This window comes from Fructilactobacillus sp. X7R4C1 (genome assembly GCF_059901115.1).
Genome location: NZ_JBWXVD010000002.1, coordinates 288,196 through 312,036 on the forward strand (window position 1 = coordinate 288,196; position 23,841 = coordinate 312,036).

Here is a 23,841-nt window from a genome sequence, read left to right on the forward strand (position 1 = left end):
TCTTTTCACTATTTTTCGTTGTCCTTTTGCTGTTTATTAATTACATCTTCAACGTTTCGATTATCTTGATTAACCTTTTGTTTACTAATTGAATTCTTTAACTGCATCTTTAGAGAATCATTTTGTTTATTTAAATCATTAATTTGTCCCTTTAATCCATCAATGGTTTTCTGTGAATCACGATTTTCTTTTTTCCGTTTGGAACCATTTTTAAATGAACTGATCATTGATAATAAGAACATGATTAAAGCCCCAATTAGTAATGTCAATAATAAGACTAAGATTAACGGCATTTTAACCGTCGTAAAACCAAAATTAATCTCCGCACTTCCCATATTTAACAAAACAAAAATAGCGACAATCACAATCAAGACCATGCTTAAAATCATTGAAACTTGCTTTTTCATTGGGCATTCTCCTCTCCCTTATTAAAGGGAATATCAATAAAATCAAAATCTTTAACTACCTTGGTATTTGGAAAAACTTGTTGAGCCTGCCTCTGTAACTCATGAGCCATTTTAGCAGTATACCTTGCAGAAATGTGCGTTAATAATAATCGTTTTACGTTGGCATCCCTGGCGGTATTAGCAGCCTGGATGTTCGTAGAATGATAGTAATTGTGAGCTAATTTTGCTTCGCCCTTTCCAAAAGTACTTTCATGAACTAAAATGTCAGCATTTTGCGCTAACTTATTGATGGTATCAACTTTTCTCGTATCCCCTAAAATGGTAACAATTCTCCCCTTTTGGGAATTACCAATGTAGTCCTTGCCATTAATGACTCTCCCGTCACTAAGTTTAACCGTCTTACCTTCCTTAAGCTTTCCGTACAGTGGACCAGACGGAATATTATCCTCCTGCAATTTATCAACAAGCAGTTCACCCGGATGATCATGTTCAACAATTCGAAAACCCCAACTTTGAACTTGATGATCAAGCTTTTCCGCATAAACTGTAAACTTTTTACCGTCAAAAATCTTACCAGGCTGGTCCAGCTCTACGTATTTTATTTTATACCCTAACTTAGTCTGCGTCACTTGCAAACTAGTCTGAACGTAATTTTTGATTCCAAAGGGGCCATAAATGGTAACCGGATCATCTCCGCCTTGAAACGAACGACTTGATAATAATCCCGGAAGACCATAGATATGATCACCATGAAGGTGGGTAATAAAAATCTTATTAATTTTTCGCGGTTTTAACGTTGATCGCAAGATTTGTTGTTGAGTACCTTCCCCAGCATCAAACAACCACACGGAATTAATCTCATCCAACAATCTTAAAGCGACACTAGAAACGTTTCGAAACTTACCAGGAACTCCCGCACCAGTTCCAAAAAACTCTAATTGCATATCCTATCGTTCCTTTTTGACACTCAAATTTTTACACTCGTGAAGAATTACTATACAATTGTAGCATACCACATTAGCAATAATAAGCTGAATCTAGGTGATAACTTTGAGATTAAACGAATTTTACGTCTCATCCGAAGATTTAAATAATTCATATAAAATATACGTTGAAATTAATAAGGTTATTTTACCAGTTTTTGACATTGAATTTTCGCAAAATAAAATTTTATTAGTACCAAGCAAAAACAAACGGTCACTAACCTTGAATCAATTTAATACCCGGACAAGAGAACTTGATGATCATCTATCACTTTTTTGTAAAACAATTGAAACTCCAAAACTATTCGGTTATCGTTTAAAAAATGATGAGCTTATTTTTGGATAATAAAAGACGATACCACAAGTATCGTCTTTTATATTATTCAACATATGAAAAGGTAAAGTCCGAAATTGATACCAGATCGCCATTCTTAGCGCCGGCATCCCGTAGTGCTTGATCAACACCCATTCCACGTAATTTTCGAGCTAATCTTAACACACCTTGTTCATGTTCAGTATTGGCCATTTGAATTACTCGTTCAATCTGATGTCCAGACAGAACCCAAGTTCCATCTTCATCTTTTGTCAAAGTAAACGGCTTTTCATCCTCATCGGGACGGTAAATGACTTCCTTAGAATCATTAAGCTCGTTAGCACCCACAATTGGAAACTTTGGTGCCTTATCAAGTTCACTACTCGTTTCTCGAATGAGATCATTAAGCCCTGAATGAGTAATGGAAGAAATGGGAATAATTTTGCCATTAACGTGGTCATTATGTTCAGCTAATTCACGTTTAAACAACTTAAGATTTTCAGCCGAATCCGGCATATCCATTTTAGAAGCAACGATGATTTGGGGACGTTTCAAAAGACTTTTATCAAAATTAGCCAGTTCATGATTGATTTTTTCATAGTCATCATACGGATCACGTCCCTCAACTCCACTCATATCAACAACATGAAGGATAACTCGAGTTCTTTGAATGTGTCTTAAAAATTCAAAACCTAATCCCACACCCTTGGAAGCTCCTTCAATCAGTCCAGGCAAATCAGCAATCACAAAGTCACTTCCATCATGATTTCGTACAATCCCCAGATTAGGAACAATGGTCGTAAAGTGGTATTGAGCTACTTTTGGTTTTGACGAAGTAATTGCACTTAATAACGTGGATTTACCAGCCGATGGAAAACCGACTAAACCAACATCAGCTAATAACCTTAACTGAAGTTCGATCTCCATTTCTTGACCTGGTTCCCCATTTTCAGCAATTTCTGGCGCAGAATTTTTAGGGGTGGCAAAGTGAACGTTTCCTCTTCCTCCACGACCACCCTTTACAACTACAACTTCATCGTTTGCTTTAGTCAAATCCGCAATTGGCTCGCCGGTCTCTGAGTTATAAATCGTGGTGCCATCGGGGACATGTACTACCAAATCCGGTGCACTTGCACCCGTCATTTTTTTGTTAGCACCATTCCCACCGTTTTTGGCTTTAAATTGTTTTTTATACTTAAAATCCATTAAAGTTGACATTCCAGTATCAACTTTGAAAACAACATTACCACCATGGCCACCATCACCACCAGAAGGTCCACCATTTGGTACATATTTTTCCCGACGAAATCCGACCATTCCGTCTCCACCTTTACCGGCCTTAACTTTAAATTTTACTTGATCTACAAACATAATTTCTCCATTTTCATATTAGTTTTTCATCATCTTGGCCACTGGTGCAACGTTCTCAAAGGTCAATTTTACCGTCTGAGCAACTTTCTTTGAAATACCGACTGCTTGAATGTCTTCGACACTAGCATCTGCAATGTTTTTGGTGGAACCGAATTTTCGCAAAAGTTTATTTCTAGTTTTGGGTCCCACTCCCCTAATACTATCTAATCTAGAAGTCATCGAATTCTTATTATGGAGTTGATGATGATAGTTAATTGCAAAACGATGCACTTCGTCTTGAACCCTTTGAACTAGATAAAAGGCCTGGCTTTTCGGATTTAAATTAACATGATGATCATTACTTCCGTAAAGCAAATCAGCCGTCTTATGTTTCTCATTTTTCACCATTCCAGCTACTGGAATGTGCAGATTAAGTTCATTTTCCAAAACATCAGTAACGGCATTCATCTGAATCTCGCCTCCGTCCATTAGGATCAAGTCTGGCATTTCAGCGTGTTCCTTTAATAAACGTGTGTAGCGCCTTCTAATCACTTCGCGCGTGCTGGCTGCTTCATCGGCATGATCAACGGTTCTTAACTTATATTTTCGGTACTTCTTCTTATTCGGTTTCCCATCTTCAAATACTACCATAGCAGAAACCAAATCAGCACCCGAAATATGGGAATGATCAAAAGCTTCGATTCGTTCGAGATGACCAATTCCTAAAGCGTCGCCCAATTCATCCATTGCTCCGGTAGTCTTTTTGCGATCCATTTCCATTAACTTAAACTGTTCGTTTAAAACCAATCGCGCATTATGCTCTGCCATGTCCAAAAGGGCTTTCTTCTGACCACGTTGAGGGGTTCTAACTGGCACTCCGATCATCTTCGAAAGAACATCATGGTCGATTGAGTTAGGTACCAAAATTTCTTTGGGTGGAATCCGATCAGAATCGTTATAAAATTGAACAATATAGCTAGTCATCTCTTCATTGGCGGTACTGATAATCGGAAACAATTTTTTCTCACGTTTCATTAAACGTGCCTGCCGAATAAAGAAAACTTGTACAGAAAGCCATCCCTTATCAGCATAAAAATTAAACACATCTCGTGGAGTATTGTCATGTGAAATGATTTTTTGTTTCTCAACGGTCGCATCAATGTAATGCAGTTGATCGCGCAATTCAGCTGCCCGTTCATACTCCATGTTATTTGAAGCCGTATTCATTCGTTTAGTCAGTAGTTGTCTAGCAGGTCCCACACTACCGTTTAAAAATGACTTGATCTTCTTGATTTGAGCATCGTACTCTGACTTAGGTACTTTCTTAAAGCAAGCTCCCAAGCACTGTCCCATGTGGTAGTACAAACAAGCTCGTTTTTGATACCCATTACAACGTCTGAGTGGATACATCTTTTGTAAGAAATTCAAGGTTTCATCTGCAGCATAGACGTTTGGATATGGTCCAAAATAATATCCACCATCATTTTTAACGGTATTAGTAATCAACATTCGGGGATCACGTTCATTAGTAATTTTAATGTAAGGATACCCACTGTGTCCTTGCTTTAAACGAACGTTATAATAAGGCCGATGCTTCTGAATCAAAGTGATTTCAAGTAAAAATGCTTCTTTGTCATTTGAAGTAATGATTGTCTCAAAATCAGCAATGTTTCGCACTAATTTGGCTCGTCTCCCATACTGAGTACTCTTGAAATAAGAGCGAACTCGATTCTTTAGGTTTTTTGCCTTACCAATATAAATAATTTTGCCATCTTTATCTTTCATAATGTAACAACCGGGTTGATCCGGAAGTAACGTTAACTTTCGTTCAATTAAATCAGATGCCATAAACTCCCTCCTTTCCGATAAATACTACTGTTACAATTATAATGAATTAGTTACAGTTTGTATAACAAACTGACATGAAATGATTTTTTTGCTATGATGAGTTTAAAGGAGCGATCGATATGGGACTAAAAATTAGAAGAAATGAAGATCTTGATGCCATGTTCAGTAAATTCGCTAAAGAGAATCCGAAAGATCCTAACCGTACCAAGTTTTTGAATCATAAAAACAAAGAAGACCAGCGCGAATCAAAAAAGAATAAAATATTAGATCAAGACAAAACCAAATAAACACAAAATCAGCTGTTCTCACAGCTGATTTTTTATTACTTAATTTGTTGCTCAATCCAGTTCCAAATTTGATCTGCTCCGACCTTGGTTTTAGCAGAGAACATTATCAGCGGTTCATCTGCTTCAAGCTCCAACCCTTTTCGCAACGTCTGTTCTTGTTTCTTGATCTTACTTTTAGGAATTTTATCAACCTTAGTCGCTACATAAAGCACGGGAATTCCATAATACTCTAACCAATCACGCATCTGAATATCGTACTCACTCGGGGCGTGTCTACCATCAATTAAATTGATCACTCCCCGGAGCTGTTCACGTTGCGTTAGATAAGTCTCAATCATTTGAGCCCATTTTTCCCGTTCTGTTTTAGAAACCTTCGCATAGCCATATCCTGGAACGTCAACAAAATAGAGTTCATCGTTAACGCGATAAAAATTCAAAGTTTGAGTTTTTCCCGGTTGGCCAGACGTATGAGCGTAATCCTTCCGGTTAATCAACACATTCGTTAGTGAAGACTTGCCAACGTTAGATCGACCCAAAAAGCCAATTTCTGGATATCCAGTAGTGGGATACTGTTTGGGATCAACTGCACTCATTACAAGTTCAACATCATTTACGTCCATTATTATCTCCGTTTAATTACTTTGTTTCGCTTTTTAAGACCATCTTTGGTTCTTTACCACTATTTACTGAATCTGGGGTAACAATCACTTCTTTAACGTCATCACGACTTGGAAGTGAATACATAATATCTCTCATCACACTTTCAATCATAGAACGAAGACCACGAGCACCCGTATTTCTAGCAATGGCTTTTTTTGCCATGGCCTTAAGTGCAGCGTCTTCAAATTTAAGTTGGACACCCTCGAGTGATAAAAGCTTTTGGTATTGTTTTACTAACGCATTTTTAGGTTGAGTCAGAATTTTGACCAGATCATTTTCACTTAACTTATTCAAAGCGGTCAAAATTGGAAGACGACCGATAAACTCTGGAATTAATCCAAAATTCATCAGGTCTTCAGGAATTACTTTTTGCATAATATCTTCATCAGCAACGTCTTGGGTCTCATGATTATCAACCCCAAAACCAATTGTCTTATCACCTAAGCGTCGTCTAACAATATCTTGAATTCCATCAAAAGCCCCACCAACAATAAACAGAATATTCTTCGTATTAATCTTAATAAACTCTTGGCTCGGGTTCTTTCTACCACCCTTTGGTGGAACATTAGCGGTAGTTCCCTCTAAAATCTTTAACAGAGCTTGTTGGACACCTTCACCAGATACATCTCTTGTGATTGAAACATTTTCGGCTTTTTTAGCAATTTTATCAATCTCGTCAATATAAATGATTCCCTTTTCAGCCCGATCAACGTCATAGTCAGCGTTCTGTAAGAGTTTCAAAAGAATATTTTCAACATCTTCTCCAACATATCCAGCTTCAGTCAACGTCGTAGCGTCAGCAATTGCAAAGGGAACGTTTAAAATTTTAGCAAGTGTTTGGGCCAGATAAGTCTTCCCCGATCCAGTTGGTCCAATCATCGCAATATTACTTTTCTGAATCTGAGCATCATCATAAGCATGTCGTTCTTGGTTACCATCTTCACTTTCATCATCATCTTCAGAATCATTCAAAGCCTTAATTCTCATATAATGATTAAAGACAGCCACCGCTAGCGTTTTTTTGGCTTCATCTTGACCAATCACATACTCATCAAGTTTTTTAACAATTTCACTTGGGGTAAGCACATTGATGTCTTCAACATTGGTCTTGTTTAATTCATCACTCATGATTTGTTCACACAAATCGATACATTCATTACAAATATATACACCGGGTCCAGCAACAATTTTTTTTACTTGGTCCTGTGACTTTCCACAAAAGGAGCAAGTAATGGTCTCATTTTGATTTGAATCATCATACATGGTATCTCTCCTTTTTGTTAATTCGTTGTTAATTCGTCTCGTTGCCTGCAATTTGAAACTATACCATACTAATAGAACCTTTTAAAATAATTTGCTCTACAAAAAAAGACCCGCTCTAACAAGCGGATCCCATCTTGTATAAATTATTTCTTATTTTCTTTACTGGAATCCTTCTTTTCAGAAGCCTTCTTGGTAGCTGATTTTGGTTCTTCTTTAGCACTGTCAACCACAATGTCAACGGCTTTTTGAATACCAATATCATGTTTTAACATGTCATCAGATAATGCATTACGAACGGCTGTTTCTTCCATTCCGTATTGTTTAGCGAGGTTGCTAACTTCTTTTTGAATGTCTTCTTCACTAGGATCAATCTTTTCAGCTTTAACAATTGCTTCTAAGACCAAATTAGTTTTAACTCGACGATCTGCACCATCAGCAAATTGCTTCTTTAAGTCCTCTGGCTTAGTACCAGTGAGTTTGTAGTACATTTCAGCGTTAATACCCTGCTGCTGCATTCCAGCTAAGTACTGGTCCATTTGACGTTGAACGTCATCATTAATCATAACTTCTGGAATATCTTTAACAGTAGCATTATCTACTGCTTCACTAATAGCCGTATTTTCCTTGGCATCGTGAGCGGCTGATTCTTTTTGTTCCTTAAGTTCTTTTTTAACTTTGTCTTCCAATTCAGAAAGTGTATCAACATCTTCATCAACATCTTTAGCAAAGTCATCATCAAGCTTAGGAAGTTGTTTCTCTTTAACTTCATGGAGTTTAACCTTAAAGGTAGCTTCTTTGCCAGCTAGTGACTTTTCTTGATAATCCTTAGGGAAGGTAACTTTTACTTCGACATCATCGCCAGCCTTTTTTCCAATCAATTGATCTTCAAATCCTGGAATGAATGATCCTGAACCAAGTTCAAGAGAATAGTTATTTGCTTTTCCACCTTCAAAAGGCTTGCCATCAACAAATCCCTCAAAATCAATGGTAACAGTGTCACCTTTTTTGGCAGGACGATCAACTAGAACAAGTTCAGCTTGAGATTGACGCATTTTATCAATCTTAGCATCAACGTCTTTCTTGTAAACTCGAGTACTTTCCTTTGGAACGCTTAGTCCTTTGTATTGACCAAGTTTAACATCAGGTTTGACACTAACAGTAGCCTTTAAGACCCAAGGCTTCCCTTTTTCAATTGAATCAACACTAACGTCAGGTTGACCAACGGGTTCAATGCCAGCGTCTTTAATTGCTTCACTGTAAGCATCTGGTAATAACAAATTCAAAGCATCTTGGTATAAAGCTTCTTCACCATACATTTGGTTAAATACTTGTCTTGAAACTTTACCCTTACGGAATCCAGGAACTTTAATATTTTTCTTATTCTTTTTGAAAGCTCGATCTAATCCTTCTTTAATCTTATCAAGACCAATTTCAAAAGTTAATTCCCCATCATTGGTACCTTTTTTCTTCCAATCTGCCATAACATTTCCTCCAACATGAAAAATATTTACACACTTTTCCAAGTAATAGTATTCAAATAATATTCTAACTTAAGCGTCCTCAAAAGTAAACAGCGACGCTAAAACGGCCATAGCAATAAAAAAGAGATTGAAGACATTGTCTTCAATCTCTAAATAAAAATACTAATTAATCATCGATTTCGGTAACAACACCGGCACCAACGGTATGTCCACCTTCACGAATAGTGAACTTAGTACCCTTTTCAATGGCAACTGGCTTAGTTAAGTCAACGTGGAAAGTAACGTTGTCTCCAGGCATTACCATTTCAGTTCCCTTGTCTAATTCGATAACACCAGTAACATCAGTGGTGTGGAAGTAGAATTGAGGACGATAGTTTGAGAAGAATGGAGTATGACGTCCACCTTCTTCTTTGGTTAAGATATAAACTTGACCAGTGAACTTCTTGTGGGTTTGAATTGAACCAGGTGCTGCAAGAACTTGTCCACGAACAACTTGGTCACGATCAATACCACGAAGTAATGCACCGATGTTGTCACCGGCTTCACCCTTGTCAAGAGTCTTTCTGAACATTTCAAGACCAGTAACAGTAGTCTTCAATGTGTCAGGAACTAAACCAACAATTTCAACTTCGTCGCCGACTTTGATGCTACCACGGTCAATACGACCAGAAGCAACAGTTCCACGACCAGTGATGGTAAATACATCTTCAACAGGCATTAAGAATGGCTTGTCGTCATCACGTTCTGGAGTTGGGATGTATTCATCAACAACATCCATTAATTTCATGATGTTTTCTTCTTGTTCTTTGTCACCTTGAAGTGCTTTCAAAGCTGAACCACGAACAACCGGAACATCGTCACCATTGTAACCATATTCTGAAAGCAACTCACGAATTTCCATTTCAACTAAGTCGATCAACTCGTCGTCATCAACCATGTCAGTCTTGTTCAAGAAGACAACAATGTGGTCAACACCAACTTGTCTAGCAAGCAAAATGTGTTCACGAGTTTGTGGCATAGGACCATCAGTTGCGGCAACAACAAGAATGGCACCATCCATTTGAGCAGCACCAGTGATCATGTTCTTAACGTAGTCAGCATGTCCTGGGGCGTCAATATGTGCATAATGACGCTTTTCAGTTTCGTATTCAACGTGGGCAGTATTAATAGTAATACCACGTTCCTTTTCTTCTGGTGCAGCATCGATATCAGCAAAGTCTTCAGCCTTAGCCAAGCCTTTTTCTGATAATACTTTAGTGATTGCTGCAGTTAAAGTAGTCTTCCCGTGGTCAATATGGCCGATAGTACCAATATTAACGTGGGGCTTTGTTCTTTCATAATGTTCTTTTGCCATTTATGAAACCCTCCTGTCATTTTCGTAAGATAAACATCAGCAAAACGCCAATGTCTCTTTATTATTAATTATACTACATTTCCCCTAAAAGGCAAAATTGTCACCCTTTTGGGAATTCACTTTCATATTATATCCACTGACAAATTATTTGTAAACCAGATATAGACAATTTCTTAAATTACTTTAGTAATAAATTCATGATTTTATCAATTTTCACTAACCAATGATCAATTGATCCCATTTTTTCATCATCCACTACCATATTCGGATTAATGATATGCCGATGAATAGCGGTTACCCATTCATCAGGTTCCTTAATCACATCATCAATAAACGGATACAAAATCTGAGCATCATATTCGGCCGCGTTAGAAATTTGCTGATAACGAATTGGATCATTTTGTCCGTAGCGTTCCCTAATTTTCTTTTGCATTGCTTGATACGCACTAGAATCCAATTCATCAACAAGCTGTGATGGTGTTAGAGTATACGTTTTTCCATCCATCCAAATATATTTAACTGGTTTATCATACTTTAACTTAGCTAAATTATTAAGTAACTGATTTCTCCATACTGGATTGACGTCTGGATCTACTAGGTTAAACTGTGCACCCTTCAAATATTGCTTATACGGGAGTTCTTCAGCCTTTTCCATTATGTCGCGCTGCTTGATTCCCGTTTGTCCACCCATGTGCATAAAATGCTTCAAGTTAGCCCGGTTAGATTCAGCCTGCTCAGAGTCATTGATTCTCTCTAAAGATTCGATTTTGCCTTTGACATCATCCTTATCTAATGCATCAATTGAATCAACAATTATTCGTAATGGGATAAACTTCCGGTTTTTTAAGTAAATATTTATTAATAATTTAACGTCATTTTCAACAAAATAATTAAAGTTATCTTCTAATAATCGATATGATTCAACGTACTTTTTTTCATTAAAGAGCGAGTGTCCCAACAAATCAATCACATTGTAATCGTCAACTTCATCATACAAAGCCAACAATTCCTGTGAACTTTTCTGATAATGTTTTTTCCTAAAGTCTGTTTGTGCTTTTTTTAATCTTACCTTTTGATGATCATTCAATCTATTATCCTCACATAAGAAAACAAAAAAATTGAGCCGGGGCTCAACTTCTTTAGTCTTCTTGATCGTTTTTATTGTTAGCTTTTTTTCTTCTATGGTGTTGATTGACTTCCATAATAACTGGAAGAATCACTGGTCTTCTCCCAGTCTTTTTGTATAGAAATTGTCCAAGGTCTTCTCTAACATCCTGTTTTAAATGACCCCAGTCAAACTCCTTGTTATTAAGGTTATTCTGGACTGCTTCAGATACAATACCAGCTGCTTCTTTAAGCAAGGATTTATCAGAATTAACGTAAACAAATCCCCGAGCCATGATTTTGGGCTCTGAAATAATTTTTTTCTTCTTGCGGTCGATAGTAACAACTGCCACGAAGACACCATCTTCCGATAACACTTTTCGATCTCGTAATACAATGTTTCCAATGTCTCCGACACCAATCCCATCAATCATGGTGTCAGAAGCTGGGACAGCTTCTGACAAAAACATGTTTTCACCATCAAACTCAATTACATCACCTTTAGCGGGTAAAATAACGTGTGATGGTTTCATCCCAACTTCCTCAGCTAGCTCTTTTTGTGCTTCCATTAATCGATACTCACCTTGGATTGGAATTAAGTAATCAGGATGAATTAAATTAAGGAGCAGTTGAAGATCATGCTTGCTGGCATCCCCTGAAATATTCTTTTCATCAGCAATGCTCATGACCTCTCCACCAGCTTTATAGATCATATCGCGAGTCTTAGCCCATGGAGTGTCCATTGCACGGGATGGACTGGTAGCAATCAAGACCAGGTCACCTGGCTGAATATCAACGTCTCTGTCTCGGTTATCAGCCATTCTTTGAAGTGATTCCATTGGTTCACCGTTCTTACCGGTTTGTAGAATCAAAACTTCATGCGGATTCATTTGCTCTAACTCTTTTGCAGATTCAATAAACAAATCGTCAGAAGGTAACGTTAACTTGCCAAGTTTCAACGCAGTATCAATAACCTCTTCTAGACCCTTGCTGGTTAGATAAACTCTCCTACCTGACTTAGACGCAGCGTTTAATACTTCTTGAATTCTTAAAATATTATTAGCAAGACAAGCAACGATCACACGACCCTTCTGATAGTGAAAAGTTTCATAGAGATAGTCTCTGATCTCTTTCTCGTCAGTACTCTCTTCCGGATTGTCAGCATTTCTTGAGTCACTTAAAAGTGCCAACACGTGTTCTTTACCAATATCAGTAAAAGCTGAATAATCCGTTTTGTACCCGTCAGCAGCAGTCTGATCAAATTTAAAATCACCAGTATAAACAATATTTCCGAGTTCAGTACTAATCACGATCCCAACTGAGTCAGGAATTGAATGAGTGGTATCAAAGAAACTAACCGTGCCATCCTCAAATACAATTTCGCTTTTACTATTAATGACGTGAAAATCATTAAATTTCTTAGTCTTCTTATTATCGGCAACCGCCAACTTTGCCAAACCAATCGTTAACTCCGTTCCAAACACGGGAACGTTAAATTCACTTAAAAAATATGGAAGTGCACCAATTGCATCTGCGTGACCGTGGGTAAGAAAAACCCCGACAATTTTATCGGCGTTATCCCTTAAATACGAAAAATCTGGGATTACAAAATCAATTCCTAACATTTCGTTTTGAGGGTATTTTAGTCCACAATCCAAAATAAAAATACTATTATCATTAATTTCAATGGCATAAAGATCCTTGCCATTTTCTCTCACTCCACCCAGTGGAATGATTTTGATGTTCTTTTTCATAATTACTTGTTCCTCTCAAAAAATTACTTACGATTAAAATTAACTATTTTATGCGAAGCTTGGCCTCTAAGCGCTCATGATATCTGTTAACAGTGTAACATATTTATATTAAGCACTAAATTATTTATGTATAAAAAAAGAGCGGAAAAAATCCGCCCTATTAAAATCAAGATTAACGACGTAATCCTAATTCCTTGATTAATTTACGATAACTTTGTACATCATTGTTACGTAAGTAAGCAAGAAGATTTCTTCTGTGACCGATCTTCTTCATAAGTCCACGTTGTGAATGAAAATCCTTTTTGTGGGTCTTCATGTGTCCATTAATTTCATTAATATCAGCAGTCAGTACAGCAATTTGTACTTCTGTCGAGCCCGTGTCACCATCGTGTTGAGCAAACTTTTTAATAATATCGTTCTTTTGTTCTTTAGTTAAAGCCATTATTACATTCCACCTTTCTAATCTAATCCCTCAATCTGAGTAATACGTCAGTGACTCGCAAAACTAAGATTAAGTTACCTATTTAATATAACCTAAAAGAAAGCGTTATTCAAGTTATCATTAAAAAATTAGTCTTGTTTTTAGTGCTATTGCAATTAATCAATGGATTTTGTATAATTAGGAACGTCAAAAGATGTGAATAATTGAATTTATTTCACAAGGTGGAGGTGAACTTAATGCCAGTAATTAAATCTGCTATCGAACGTATGCGAACTAACGAAGAAGCTAGAAAGAAAAACGCATCTCAAAAGAACGAAATGAGAAGTGCAATCAAAAAATTCGAAAAAGCTGAAGCTTCTGGTGCCGATGATTTAGATAGTGTATACCGCAGTGCTGTTGCAGCAATTGACCATGCAAAATCTAAGGGTCTTATCAAAGCTAATAACGCTAACCGTAAGAAGTCTCATTTAGCAAATAAACTTGCTAAAAACGATAACTAAAAAAAGAATCCGATTAATCGGATTCTTTTTTTATACTCTGATTTAGTTTAACGGCAAACATTTCAAACAACAATTCTGGATCAATACTCGTACTTTTCAGTTGCTCTTCAATTTCTACCAAACTAATATATGCATCTCGTAGATATTCTCTAGGATACTTGCGATTGTTCCTGATTGCTAACTTTACTCGATACGGATGGACCCGTAAAGAACTTGCTAAATTCCCCTGACTATAGCCAAAATAATCTAAAATTTTAACTTGCAGTAATAATCTGAACTGACTAACTAAAATTGCATTGATTTGAATTGGCTCATGCTTCTGAGAAATTAAATCATGATAAAACTCGATTGCTTGCGTTGTTTTACCACTCATTAAATAATTAATTAAATCAAAAACGTTTTGATCCATCGATTTTGATACTAACGAATCGACCGCATCAAGCGTTATTTTTTTATCATTGATTTTGTATAAAAAGAGTTTATCTAATTCATTCATAACACTAGCCAAATTACCCGAAGTTCGAGAAAGAAGTTCTTCAAGTGCATTTCGATCGATCGAATATCCACTGTTCTTAATCTTACTTTGCACTAACTGCTTAATTTCCCTTTCAGAAAACCGATTTAAGTCGATTACTTCCGCACGTTTTAAAAGCTCCTTACTAACCTTTTTTCTAGCATCTAACTTTTGATATGGAGCAAAAAAAGCCAAAGTTGTTTCATCAGGAGCATTCTTCAAATAATTTATGAGTTCTTCTGAATGATGAACGGTTTTGCTTTTATTTTTTTCACCGGTTAAAAAATACGGATTCTTAATGAAGACTAGTCGTTTTTTTCCAAAAAAAGGAATTGACATCGCATCATTTAGTGCAACGGAAAGCGATGTTTCTTCCATATCATAAGTAGCAAAATTCATTGTCCGTTCATCATTTGGGATCAGAGATTTTAGTTTCTTTTGAATTATATCGATCCAATAATCATCATTTCCAAGGATTAAATAAATTGATTTAGGATCACTATCAATCTGATTAACTTGTTCTACGACACTCAACGACGTGCCACCTTCCACTTTGTTTCAAATTTTCCAATTTTGTTATTATTTTTGAATTTATATCTAATCATACCATTCTTTTTGGTACTGATAATTGCAACATGTTGTTGGTTCATTGTATCAATAGTTTCCTGATTTGGATGATTATAACGATTATGACGACCCGCAGATATCAGAGCAACTTTAGGGTTAATTGCCCTGATAAATCTAGGATCGGATGAAGTCCTACTTCCGTGATGACCTAGCTTGATCACATCAACTCGCAAATCAGGATATTTTTGGATAATCTTAAGTTCTTCCTCTCGGTTCAAATCACCCATAAAAATCCACTTCAAACCGCCAATTTTACCAAAAAGTACCATTGAATCTTGATTTTCACCAGACCCACTTTTCATCGGATGAACAACTTGAAATGGGGAATTTTTAATTCGATTTCCATCCTTGGCATCAAGCAACTGAAACTGTCCTTGATACGGTCTAATTCGCCTTAAAAAGCTTTGATTATTAGTCATCCCCCACGGAACATAAACCCGATCAACCTTCATTTTACTTAAGAAGGCCGGCAAATCACCAACATGATCAGCATCTTGATGACTTAAACAAACATTATCAAGTTTTGAAATCCCAATGCTTTTTAAATATTGGATTGAAGTATCATTGGCTTGATAAATTTTGGCCCGCTTCTGTTTGCCAAAGAAATTAGGCTTTCCGCCAGTGTCAATCAACGTAATCGAACGATTAAATGGCTCTCTAACAAGAAAACTATCCCCTTGACCAACATCAAATGCATCAACTTCTCCATTCATTGGAAAATGAATCATCACAAAACCAATGCTAAAAAATAACACTAAAAGAATCATTCGCTTCATAGTTACTTTTTCAATGAGTAGTAAAGAAATTATTACCATTAATAAAACGATCCATACGTTTAGTTTCCCGATCACCAAATTTCCTGGAAGCCTTGAAAGAAAATTTAAAAGCTGGTCAAATGTCTTTAAGGTTGTATCAATTAATGAAACAATCAAATCAAATTTTAAAAATGACAGCAAATATCCAATTAACACAATCGGAAATATAAAGGTTGAAAAGAAAGGGACAAATAACAGATTGGCAAACAAAGATAATGCATGCCATTCATACATATGATACAAAATAATCGGTAAACTAATTAAGTTAAGTAGGATAGTTTGTTTTAAAAACCCACAGTTTTTCGTCAGGATTAACCCAAGTGATAATAAATATGAAAGCTGACACCCAAACTGAAAAATAAACAATGGATTAATCAGCAAGTTGATCATCACCGCACTGGACCAGATATCTAAGGGAGATATGTCAAGATACACTTTATCTAGACCCAAGCGTTCTTCGGCCATTATAATTGCCCGAAGTAAACTAGCTCCTGCACCAGCAATTACAAAGTAAAATGGAAGAAAAATGATTAAGAATGAATTAACCTGCTCCCTTCTCAATCGCAAAGTCGTCATAATCCACGTAATCAAACCAATTAAATAATAAACGTGCATCCCCGAAATTGTGAATAAGTGGATGAGGCCCAAGCGTTGGACCCCGGTCAGTTCTTCTCTAAAATCACTACTCCGACTTCCATAAATGATACCCAAAACGTACATCCGTAGATGTTTAGGTAATTGATCACACGTTTTAATCATTTGAAACCTTAAGTCGTGAACCCGATCACCTAAACCTTGATTGCTACAAATCTGACGGTATTTAATTTGATCACATTTAATTTCACTCACAATTCCCTTAGCGCGATTAAAACTCTTGGAGTCAAATTGAGCAAAATTGGGTGGTGAATCAATCAAACTAAGTTGGCCATCAATAATAAATTCGCTGGTGTGATTAAGATGAAGCAAAGCATCTTTTTCACTCTTATTTTTTACAAACCCATAAATTAATACCCGCTGTTTTAGCCGGGGAATTTCTACAACTCCACTATACGTATCTCCATGAAGCTGTAATTCATCTGGATGGACCTTAGCTATCCAAGTCGAAGTCGTTTCTGTCTTAGGTATCACCCTAACTTGTCGGTTAATGTGATTTTGCCAAATTCCAAAAAATATCAGTGGAATTAGCAGTGAGATGACACTTTTTGAAAAGAAACGGGGAATTCTTAAAAGAAAGATACGAATCAACCATAAAATTAATAAAACAATTCCAATTACGTGATTTCCAAAAAATGCGAATGCACCAAGCACCCACAAAATGGATGTAAAAACCAAAAAATTCTTTTTAATTATTTATCGACGGATAAGAATGATTCAAACGGTAGATTATTAACATCATTTTGATTAACATCAACTTTTTCTAAAGAGACATGTTTCATGTCCAATAACTTTTTAGCATACTCACTGTTATGATAATTTCTTAAATACTTGATTTTAATGATCCCGGCCTGAAGTAACATCTTTGTACACTGCAAACAAGGTACATCAGTGACGTATAACTCAGCATTATCAGTTGACTCACCAAACTTAGCACATTGTAGAATGGCATTCATCTCGGCGTGGATTGTTCTTTGACAATGACCATCTACTAAATAACACCCTTCGTCAATACAATGGACATCTCCTGATACTGAACCGTTATATCCACAAGCAATTACTCGCTTATTTCGCACCAATACCGCACCGACAGATCGTCGATTGCATGTACTTCTGGACGCAACTAACATCGCTTGCAACATGAAATATTGGTCCCACGGAATCCTCTTCTTTTTCATAACTGTCATCACCTTCACTAGAATAGTTAAATCTAGTATACCAATATTTATCTATCACAGTTGCTTCAAACAGTAATCGAACTTTTCAAATTTGCAACGGTCTTATCACCAAATCCAGGAACGTTTTTCAAGTCCTCAGGCTTTTTAAATGGGCCACTTTGTTTCCGATAAGCAATTATTTTATCAGCCTTCTTATCACCAATCCCATTTAGCTGTTGAAGTTTAGCTTTATCTGCTTCATTAATATTAACCTTTCCGCTATCAGAACCCTTATCACTTTCAGCCGAATTGCCTGATGAATCACTAGCAACTTGATTGGTCTTTGGTAATCCATTAATTTCTCCACGAATTGGGACATAAACAACCTGTTGATCAGACAATTTTTGCGCCAAATTAATGTGTTTAGCATCCGCTGAACGATTAAAACCACCTGCTAATTCAACTGCATCAGAAACACGCATGTTTTTACCAACCTGATAAACTCCTGGTTTATTAACTGCTCCCTTTACATCAACATACACTTGTTGGTGATCATCATTCCCATTGCCTGCCGAATTCTCTGCGGTTGATTTAGTAACGTTTTTTCTGCGATTTGCTTTGGCTGTTGTTTGCAAATTAGTCCGTGGTGCTTGCCCGCTACTATTTTGAGATGCAAAAACACAATATCCCAGCAGTCCTACCACAATAATTATCAATCCTCCAATAATTCTGTACTTGTATTCCTCAATAAATTCATATAACTTATCCATCTTTCTCTCCTTTCACATTTAAATACGAAAAAAAACACAGCTTTTAGCTGTGTTTTTGATTTAAATAATTCAAAGCGTCATCAAAAGATGTGACCGGAACAATTTTCATTTTAGGGGCATACCTTTTGGCAGTTGCTTTAGCCACTTGGTAATTAGTCTTATGACCTTGCTCCATTCTCAAAATTGGCTCAGTCGGTTTAACGTATGGACAAAAGAAAACCTGTGCGCCACTCTTATTAGCAGCAATTATTTTCTTATCCACTCCACCAATTTCGCCCACTTGACCATTGGCGACAATCGTCCCAGTTCCTGCAATTCGTTTGTAATCGTAATTCGTATGTTTTAATTCACTATATACTTGCAGGGCAAACATCAGACCACCAGAGGGTCCACCAATTTTTCCTGGGTTAATATTGGCCTTAGGATCAGTTTTAACACTCATATCATCAATCATTCCGATTCCAATCCCATAAAACCCCTTGACCAGTTGTTTCTTTGTGCCGATCGCCTGTTTATCTTTTCCATTCCGTTTAAAAGTAATTTTAAGTTGCGCATGCTTGGGTAAACTTTGAATGTACCTTACATATTCGGGACCCTTATATAATTTTTTCCCATTTATTGATTCAACTAAATCACCAGGCTTCAATTTATTGGCGAAATCAGATTGTGGATAAACGTTTAATACGTACACACCATGATAACTTTGCTTAATTTTACCATGAGCTTTGTGGTAGCCAACATAAATTGCATTATTGATAGCCGTCTTCATATAAATATCTTGTACGTTATCATACTCTTGATTACTTTGATTTCCCATCACATCTGACGTTTTCTCAATTGAAACATGGGGATTCACTTTTGAATACAAGTAAGTGATTGGTCTAGCCTGCGACATTGAAACTGCAGTGATCATAAACTTATTCTTCTTATTTGGTTTAATTCCTTGAATTTTAACCATTGATTGAATGTTAACGGCTTCACCAGGCGCTTCAATCAAAGCATTAAGCGGCCAAAAAAGGAACCACAATATAAAAATAATGATCCCTAGGAAAATCAGAAAATATCGGTTATGTTTAATCCATTTCCAGATTGTCTTCACTGGTTTCTCTTCTCCTTTAGTGCCTCACACACAGCGTCAGGGACAAATTTTGATACATCTCCACCAAAATGATTAATCTCTTTAACCATTGAAGACGAAATCAATTCATAATCATGGTTGGCAAACAACAACACGGTCTCAATTTGCGAATCCAACATTTGGTTTAAACTAGCAATTTCCTGTTCGTTTTCAAAGTCTTTAGTATCCCGAATCCCTCGGATCAGGATATTGGCATGTTCTGCTTTTAAGAAATCAACCGTTAAATTAGAATAGACCTTAACAGTAACGTTTGAATAGCCAGCCACACACGTTTCAACCATTTCTTTCCGTTCTTTAGGAGTAAACAACCCCACTTTACTCGAATTGTCGCCAATGGCAACGACAACTTCGTCAAATAGTTGCGTTGCTCGCTTAATAATATTCAAATGTCCATTGGTAATGGGGTCAAAGCTACCCGGATAAATGGCTTTTTTCATAATTTTTCCCTTTATATTAAAATTTGATAGATTGATATCACCGTTAAACCATAATCTTTTTGTTTAATGAGGCGATAGTTTTTAACATCATCAGACATATCAGTTTGATTGTCAGTCTCACAGATTACCATCCCATTATGACTTAACAAACCACTATTGCTAATTTCTTCTAGTTGTTTAACCATCTGTTGCTTTTTATATGGGGGATCCAAGAAAATATAGTCAAAGAAATGACCTTCTTCTTTCAATTTAACCAGTGCTGATTCGGCATTCATCTTCCACACAGAAAAATCAGCAGCATTCGGATCAATCGCAACGTTCTGTTTAATAGTTTTATACGCAGCATACTGTTTATCAATTAAAACGGCATGATCCATTCCCCTAGAAATGGCCTCAAGGGAGACAGCCCCTGACCCGGCATATAAATCCAGAAAACTACCGCCATCAAAGTATGGTCCAATCATGTTAAATAACGCTTCTCGCACTTTGTCGGTTGTTGGACGCGTCCGATTCCCAGGGACTGGTTTAATTTTACGTCCTCCAAATTTGCCTGAAATTATTCTCATTTTTGTTTCCTACTCTTCAACGTTATTTTCAGCATTAATCTCACCAAAGGCAAGTGCCAAGTCAACGGTTGGAGATACCCCAACCTTCTTAACAAACCTAAGTTTACTAATTTCTTGGATAGTCGTATCTAAATCAGAACTATCAACAAAAATAATAACATAATGCATCTTTTTCGATACAAATCGAATATCACCAAATCTCTTTAGGTTTTTAATTTGACGAATCGAGTATGTTGAAACAATCAATTCCGTTCGGTCAGTTAATTTGGCCATGATTTCACCTTACTTCACTTTTTTATTACTACGTTCTCTTTTTTCCACTCTACTAATATAAAGGACTAGTCCAAGACAAATGGAAAGTGCCATTATACTTGAACCCCCGTAACTGATAAATGGAAGTGCAACTCCAGTTAAAGGAATCATACCGACCGCACCACCAGCATTAAATAAGGTCTGAATAAAAATGTAGGCAGCAGTTCCATAACAAATCGTACTATAAAAAGTATCGTTAGTTCGACTGCCAACTGCGATAATTCTTAAAACGAGATACAACAAGAGTCCCAAAACGACTAAAATACCAATGATCCCAAGTTCTTCGCCAATAACTGCAATTATAAAATCAGTATTTGGCTCTGACAAGTAACCCATCTTTTGAATACCGTTACCAATCCCGACACCAAACCAACCACCGTTACTAATTGCATAATAAGAATTCACCAATTGATGCCCGGTAGTCTGAATGTACTTAAAGGGGTCGGAAAAACTAATTAATCGTTGAAACTGGTAACTATGAAGATGATCTAAAATTCCATCAAAGGGTTTAATCCAAATCCTAAAACCTAAAATAAAGATGCCAATTACAACAATCCAAATTCTTGAAGCCTTAAAGTTACTTCCGGCTGCCAGAATCATCATTAAAATAATGAATAAGTTAATTGCAAAACCACCGGTATCAGGTTGGAAGAAAATTAAAACGAGCATGATAATTGGAAGTAAACTTGGCTTAGCAACAGTTCTAAACTCTTTAAATAACCCAACGTTCTTAAAGAATGGTCTTTCGTGTGCTAAAACATTTGCGTAATACAAGATGAATAACGGCTTACAAAATTCAGCCGGTTGAATACTAACTGGTCCAATTCTGATCCATCCGGCTGCCCCATTCGTACTAGTACCAAAAAACTTCAAAAACACTAAAACAACGGCCATAAAAACCATTGCTAACACATAGAACTTTAAGTTACCCTCAAGCAATTTACTTCTTAGCCTTGAAAAAAACAACAGAACAATAAAACCAACAAACACAAATATCGATTGCAGAATCAGATAACGAAACGCCATATTAGTATGAGCGCTTAGCCCTTCACTAGATGAAAAGACCATGACAATTCCAATCAAACTCAGTAATAGGTACGGTACCATAATGTACCAGTCTAGCTGTTTTAAGTATTTAATCATATTAATCTCCAACTGAATATGTAAAATCCATGAATTAATACCTCTCATTATACTAGTATCACCAAATAAAAAAAGACTATTTAGCAATGGTTAAATAGTCTTAATTATTTTAATTAATTGTGACGACGCTTCTTAGCTGCCTTTTCACGTTCATTAGTATTTAAAATTCTCTTTCTCAATCTGATATGATCCGGAGTAACCTCACAAAGTTCATCCTCATTTAAGAATTCAAGTGATTCTTCAAGGGTCATATGAACTGGTTCCTTAACCTTCGCAATATCTTCGGATCCAGCCGCACGAACGTTGGTCTGATTACGACCACGGGTAATATTAACCGAAATGTCATTATCTCGTGCGTTTTCACCAACAATCATACCTTCATAAACATCGGTACCAGGATCAGTGAAAATCTTACCACGGTCTTGAACGGCCATGATGGCATAAGTAGTCACTTTACCGGAATTAATTGAAACCAAGGTCCCATTACGACGACCAGGATTCCAATTTTTGATAGCTGGAAGGTATTGACTGAATGAATGGTTCATAATTCCGTATCCACGAGTCAATGATAAGAATTGGGTGCTGTACCCAATTAACCCACGTGATGGAACTAAGAAAGTCATTCGAACCTGACCATTTCCAACGTTTTCCATATTTTTCATCTCACCCTTACGTTGTGACAAGGTATCAATGATTGAACCAGAATATTCTTCTGGGGTATCAATTTGAACGGATTCAAATGGCTCACACTTAACTCCGTCAACATCCTTATAAATAACTTCAGGACGAGAAACTTGAAGTTCGTAACCCTCACGACGCAAGGTTTCAATCAAGATTGAAAGATGAAGTTCCCCACGTCCAGAAACAACCCAAGCACCTGGATCATCAGTGTCTTCAACTCGAAGAGAAACATCCGTATGAAGTTCCTTCTTCAGACGATCGCCAAGTTGACGAGCAGTTAGATACTTCCCGTCTTGACCTACAAATGGTGAAGTATTGGTTCCAAAAGTCATTCGAAGGGTTGGTTCGTCAATTCTCAAAACAGGAAGTGGTTCCTGCTTATCAGGACTAACAACGGTTTCACCAACGTTAATGTCTTCCATTCCAGAGACAGCAATTAAATCTCCGGCCTTAGCCTCATTGATCTCAACCTTTTGAAGACCAATGAATCCCATCAATTTAGTAACACGGAACTTCTGAGTGCTCCCATCAAGTTTCATGAGAACAACATTATCCCCAACCTTGATCTTACCTCTGAAGACACGGCCAATCCCAATTCGACCAACGAAATCGTTATAATCAAGCATTGCAACTTGGAATTGTAATGGATCGTCTGAATTATCGATTGGTGAAGGGATGTTTTTGATAATGGTATCAAAAACCGGCTTCATAGTGTGTTCCTGCTTTGAAACGTCAGGATCATAACTTGAAGTTCCGTTCATAGCAGAGGCATAAACAACTGGGAATTCCAGTTGTTCTTCATCAGCACCTAATTCAATGAATAAATCAAGAACTTCATCAACAACTGCTTCAGGTCTTGCACCAGGCTTATCAACTTTGTTGATTACAACGATTGGAGTCAAATGTTGTTCCAAAGCCTTCTTTAAAACAAAACGGGTCTGTGGCATTGTTCCTTCGGCTGCATCAACAACCAAAAGGACACCATCAACCATTCGCATGATACGCTCAACTTCTCCACCAAAGTCGGCATGTCCTGGAGTATCCAAAATGTTAATTTGTTTGTCGCCATATTTAACGGCAGTATTTTTTGACAGAATGGTAATTCCACGCTCACGTTCAATCGCGTTAGAATCTAACGCACGATCTTGAATCTCAGTGTGATCATTCAATGTGTCAGATTGCTTTAATAATTCATTAACCAAGGTCGTCTTACCATGATCGACATGGGCAATGATGGCAATGTTTCTAATATCGTCTCTTGTTTTCAAAAATGTTTCCTCC

Annotated in this window: 24 protein-coding genes; 3 read left to right on the forward strand and 21 right to left on the reverse strand. The window is 36.8% G+C overall.

The window, feature by feature from the left end; all coding sequences use genetic code 11:
* Nucleotides 1–8: 8 nt before the first annotated feature.
* On the reverse strand, nt 9–407 hold the full coding sequence (locus tag AC6UC9_RS03500; RefSeq protein ID WP_500701150.1) for a LapA family protein: 399 nt from the start codon (nt 405–407) through the stop codon (nt 9–11).
* Nucleotides 404–1,351, reverse strand: coding sequence for a ribonuclease Z (gene rnz, locus AC6UC9_RS03505; RefSeq protein WP_500695560.1), 948 nt, complete (start codon nt 1,349–1,351; stop codon nt 404–406). Before rnz ends, AC6UC9_RS03500 begins: the two co-directional genes overlap by 4 nt.
* A gap of 106 nt (nt 1,352–1,457) precedes the next feature.
* On the opposite strand from rnz, the gene AC6UC9_RS03510 reads away from it, so the two are divergent.
* Nucleotides 1,458–1,736 carry a hypothetical protein gene (locus tag AC6UC9_RS03510; RefSeq protein WP_500693884.1) on the forward strand — a complete coding sequence of 93 codons (279 nt, stop codon included), beginning with the start codon at nt 1,458–1,460 and terminating at the stop codon, nt 1,734–1,736.
* Nucleotides 1,737–1,769: 33 nt separating this feature from the next.
* Here AC6UC9_RS03510 and obgE read toward each other — a convergent pair whose 3' ends face one another.
* Together obgE and uvrC are read right to left on the reverse strand one after the other, a co-directional pair.
* The gene (gene obgE / locus AC6UC9_RS03515) at nt 1,770–3,074 is read right to left on the reverse strand and encodes a GTPase ObgE (protein ID WP_500701151.1); all 1,305 of its coding nucleotides are present in this window, start codon (nt 3,072–3,074) and stop codon (nt 1,770–1,772) included.
* Nucleotides 3,075–3,092: 18 nt separating this feature from the next.
* Nucleotides 3,093–4,901: an excinuclease ABC subunit UvrC gene (gene uvrC, locus AC6UC9_RS03520; RefSeq protein ID WP_500696613.1), complete on the reverse strand. Its 1,809-nt coding sequence runs from the start codon at nt 4,899–4,901 to the stop codon at nt 3,093–3,095.
* A gap of 119 nt (nt 4,902–5,020) precedes the next feature.
* Here uvrC and AC6UC9_RS03525 point away from each other — a divergent pair, with 119 nt between their 5' ends.
* The gene (locus tag AC6UC9_RS03525) at nt 5,021–5,188 is read left to right on the forward strand and encodes an SPJ_0845 family protein (protein WP_500695557.1); all 168 of its coding nucleotides are present in this window, start codon (nt 5,021–5,023) and stop codon (nt 5,186–5,188) included.
* Between the two features lie 35 nt (nt 5,189–5,223).
* Here the strand turns inward: AC6UC9_RS03525 and yihA are convergent, their stop codons facing one another.
* The 7 genes from yihA to rpsO all read right to left on the reverse strand — a co-directional run bounded on the left by yihA (nt 5,224) and on the right by rpsO (nt 13,246).
* The gene (yihA, locus tag AC6UC9_RS03530; protein WP_500693888.1) at nt 5,224–5,808 is read right to left on the reverse strand and encodes a ribosome biogenesis GTP-binding protein YihA/YsxC; all 585 of its coding nucleotides are present in this window, start codon (nt 5,806–5,808) and stop codon (nt 5,224–5,226) included.
* Nucleotides 5,809–5,824: 16 nt separating this feature from the next.
* On the reverse strand, nt 5,825–7,111 hold the full coding sequence (clpX, locus tag AC6UC9_RS03535; RefSeq protein ID WP_500699412.1) for an ATP-dependent Clp protease ATP-binding subunit ClpX: 1,287 nt from the start codon (nt 7,109–7,111) through the stop codon (nt 5,825–5,827).
* A 143-nt stretch (nt 7,112–7,254) separates the two neighbouring features.
* Nucleotides 7,255–8,592, reverse strand: a complete 1,338-nt coding sequence (tig, locus tag AC6UC9_RS03540) for a trigger factor (protein WP_500701152.1) — start codon at nt 8,590–8,592, stop codon at nt 7,255–7,257.
* Nucleotides 8,593–8,758: 166 nt separating this feature from the next.
* Nucleotides 8,759–9,946 carry an elongation factor Tu gene (gene tuf, locus AC6UC9_RS03545; protein ID WP_500693891.1) on the reverse strand — a complete coding sequence of 396 codons (1,188 nt, stop codon included), beginning with the start codon at nt 9,944–9,946 and terminating at the stop codon, nt 8,759–8,761.
* Nucleotides 9,947–10,124: 178 nt separating this feature from the next.
* Nucleotides 10,125–11,033: a hypothetical protein gene (locus tag AC6UC9_RS03550; protein ID WP_500701153.1), complete on the reverse strand. Its 909-nt coding sequence runs from the start codon at nt 11,031–11,033 to the stop codon at nt 10,125–10,127.
* A 52-nt stretch (nt 11,034–11,085) separates the two neighbouring features.
* Nucleotides 11,086–12,804, reverse strand: a complete 1,719-nt coding sequence (locus AC6UC9_RS03555; RefSeq protein WP_500701154.1) for a ribonuclease J — start codon at nt 12,802–12,804, stop codon at nt 11,086–11,088.
* A gap of 172 nt (nt 12,805–12,976) precedes the next feature.
* On the reverse strand, nt 12,977–13,246 hold the full coding sequence (rpsO, locus tag AC6UC9_RS03560; RefSeq protein WP_500693894.1) for a 30S ribosomal protein S15: 270 nt from the start codon (nt 13,244–13,246) through the stop codon (nt 12,977–12,979).
* Between the two features lie 236 nt (nt 13,247–13,482).
* Between rpsO and rpsT the strand changes: the two genes are divergently transcribed.
* Nucleotides 13,483–13,746, forward strand: a complete 264-nt coding sequence (gene rpsT, locus AC6UC9_RS03565) for a 30S ribosomal protein S20 (RefSeq protein WP_500695552.1) — start codon at nt 13,483–13,485, stop codon at nt 13,744–13,746.
* Between the two features lie 13 nt (nt 13,747–13,759).
* Here rpsT and holA read toward each other — a convergent pair whose 3' ends face one another.
* The 10 genes from holA to typA form a co-directional block, all read right to left on the reverse strand.
* Entirely contained in the window at nt 13,760–14,794 is a 1,035-nt protein-coding gene (gene holA, locus AC6UC9_RS03570) for a DNA polymerase III subunit delta (protein WP_500693896.1), read from the reverse strand.
* Nucleotides 14,791–16,830, reverse strand: a complete 2,040-nt coding sequence (locus tag AC6UC9_RS03575; protein ID WP_500701155.1) for a DNA internalization-related competence protein ComEC/Rec2 — start codon at nt 16,828–16,830, stop codon at nt 14,791–14,793. Before AC6UC9_RS03575 ends, holA begins: the two co-directional genes overlap by 4 nt.
* A 218-nt stretch (nt 16,831–17,048) precedes the next feature.
* On the reverse strand, nt 17,049–17,534 hold the full coding sequence (locus AC6UC9_RS03580; RefSeq protein ID WP_500695550.1) for a ComE operon protein 2: 486 nt from the start codon (nt 17,532–17,534) through the stop codon (nt 17,049–17,051).
* Between the two features lie 65 nt (nt 17,535–17,599).
* Complete coding sequence (locus AC6UC9_RS03585; protein WP_500701156.1) at nt 17,600–18,283, reverse strand: helix-hairpin-helix domain-containing protein; 684 nt, start codon at nt 18,281–18,283, stop codon at nt 17,600–17,602.
* 43 nt (nt 18,284–18,326) lie between these two features.
* The gene (locus tag AC6UC9_RS03590) at nt 18,327–19,382 is read right to left on the reverse strand and encodes a SepM family pheromone-processing serine protease (RefSeq protein WP_500701157.1); all 1,056 of its coding nucleotides are present in this window, start codon (nt 19,380–19,382) and stop codon (nt 18,327–18,329) included.
* Nucleotides 19,379–19,858 (reverse strand): pantetheine-phosphate adenylyltransferase, encoded by a 480-nt coding sequence (coaD, locus tag AC6UC9_RS03595; RefSeq protein WP_500701159.1) that lies wholly within the window; start codon nt 19,856–19,858, stop codon nt 19,379–19,381. Before coaD ends, AC6UC9_RS03590 begins: the two co-directional genes overlap by 4 nt.
* An 11-nt stretch (nt 19,859–19,869) precedes the next feature.
* Nucleotides 19,870–20,424 (reverse strand): 16S rRNA (guanine(966)-N(2))-methyltransferase RsmD, encoded by a 555-nt coding sequence (rsmD, locus tag AC6UC9_RS03600; protein WP_500701160.1) that lies wholly within the window; start codon nt 20,422–20,424, stop codon nt 19,870–19,872.
* Nucleotides 20,425–20,433: 9 nt separating this feature from the next.
* Nucleotides 20,434–20,697 carry a YlbG family protein gene (locus AC6UC9_RS03605; RefSeq protein WP_500696605.1) on the reverse strand — a complete coding sequence of 88 codons (264 nt, stop codon included), beginning with the start codon at nt 20,695–20,697 and terminating at the stop codon, nt 20,434–20,436.
* Nucleotides 20,698–20,706: 9 nt separating this feature from the next.
* A complete protein-coding gene (locus AC6UC9_RS03610) occupies nt 20,707–21,879 on the reverse strand; it encodes an FtsW/RodA/SpoVE family cell cycle protein (protein ID WP_500701161.1) in 1,173 nt (390 codons plus the stop codon).
* A gap of 113 nt (nt 21,880–21,992) precedes the next feature.
* Complete coding sequence (gene typA, locus AC6UC9_RS03615) at nt 21,993–23,828, reverse strand: translational GTPase TypA (RefSeq protein WP_500693905.1); 1,836 nt, start codon at nt 23,826–23,828, stop codon at nt 21,993–21,995.
* Nucleotides 23,829–23,841 lie beyond the last annotated feature (13 nt).

Excerpts from the sequence above, each read along its gene's own strand:
- AC6UC9_RS03500 (WP_500701150.1), bottom strand. The coding sequence starts at position 407 with ATGAAAAAGCAAGTTTCAATGATTTTAAGCATGGTCTTGATTGTGATT.
- rnz (WP_500695560.1), bottom strand. The coding sequence starts at position 1,351 with ATGCAATTAGAGTTTTTTGGAACTGGTGCGGGAGTTCCTGGTAAGTTT.
- obgE (WP_500701151.1), bottom strand. The coding sequence starts at position 3,074 with ATGTTTGTAGATCAAGTAAAATTTAAAGTTAAGGCCGGTAAAGGTGGA.
- uvrC (WP_500696613.1), bottom strand. The coding sequence starts at position 4,901 with ATGGCATCTGATTTAATTGAACGAAAGTTAACGTTACTTCCGGATCAA.
- AC6UC9_RS03525 (WP_500695557.1), top strand. The coding sequence starts at position 5,021 with ATGGGACTAAAAATTAGAAGAAATGAAGATCTTGATGCCATGTTCAGT.
- yihA (WP_500693888.1), bottom strand. The coding sequence starts at position 5,808 with ATGGACGTAAATGATGTTGAACTTGTAATGAGTGCAGTTGATCCCAAA.
- clpX (WP_500699412.1), bottom strand. The coding sequence starts at position 7,111 with ATGTATGATGATTCAAATCAAAATGAGACCATTACTTGCTCCTTTTGT.
- tig (WP_500701152.1), bottom strand. The coding sequence starts at position 8,592 with ATGGCAGATTGGAAGAAAAAAGGTACCAATGATGGGGAATTAACTTTT.
- tuf (WP_500693891.1), bottom strand. The coding sequence starts at position 9,946 with ATGGCAAAAGAACATTATGAAAGAACAAAGCCCCACGTTAATATTGGT.
- AC6UC9_RS03555 (WP_500701154.1), bottom strand. The coding sequence starts at position 12,804 with ATGAAAAAGAACATCAAAATCATTCCACTGGGTGGAGTGAGAGAAAAT.
- rpsO (WP_500693894.1), bottom strand. The coding sequence starts at position 13,246 with ATGGCTTTAACTAAAGAACAAAAGAACGATATTATTAAAAAGTTTGCT.
- rpsT (WP_500695552.1), top strand. The coding sequence starts at position 13,483 with ATGCCAGTAATTAAATCTGCTATCGAACGTATGCGAACTAACGAAGAA.
- AC6UC9_RS03580 (WP_500695550.1), bottom strand. The coding sequence starts at position 17,534 with ATGAAAAAGAAGAGGATTCCGTGGGACCAATATTTCATGTTGCAAGCG.
- AC6UC9_RS03585 (WP_500701156.1), bottom strand. The coding sequence starts at position 18,283 with ATGGATAAGTTATATGAATTTATTGAGGAATACAAGTACAGAATTATT.
- coaD (WP_500701159.1), bottom strand. The coding sequence starts at position 19,858 with ATGAAAAAAGCCATTTATCCGGGTAGCTTTGACCCCATTACCAATGGA.
- rsmD (WP_500701160.1), bottom strand. The coding sequence starts at position 20,424 with ATGAGAATAATTTCAGGCAAATTTGGAGGACGTAAAATTAAACCAGTC.
- AC6UC9_RS03605 (WP_500696605.1), bottom strand. The coding sequence starts at position 20,697 with ATGGCCAAATTAACTGACCGAACGGAATTGATTGTTTCAACATACTCG.
- AC6UC9_RS03610 (WP_500701161.1), bottom strand. The coding sequence starts at position 21,879 with ATGATTAAATACTTAAAACAGCTAGACTGGTACATTATGGTACCGTAC.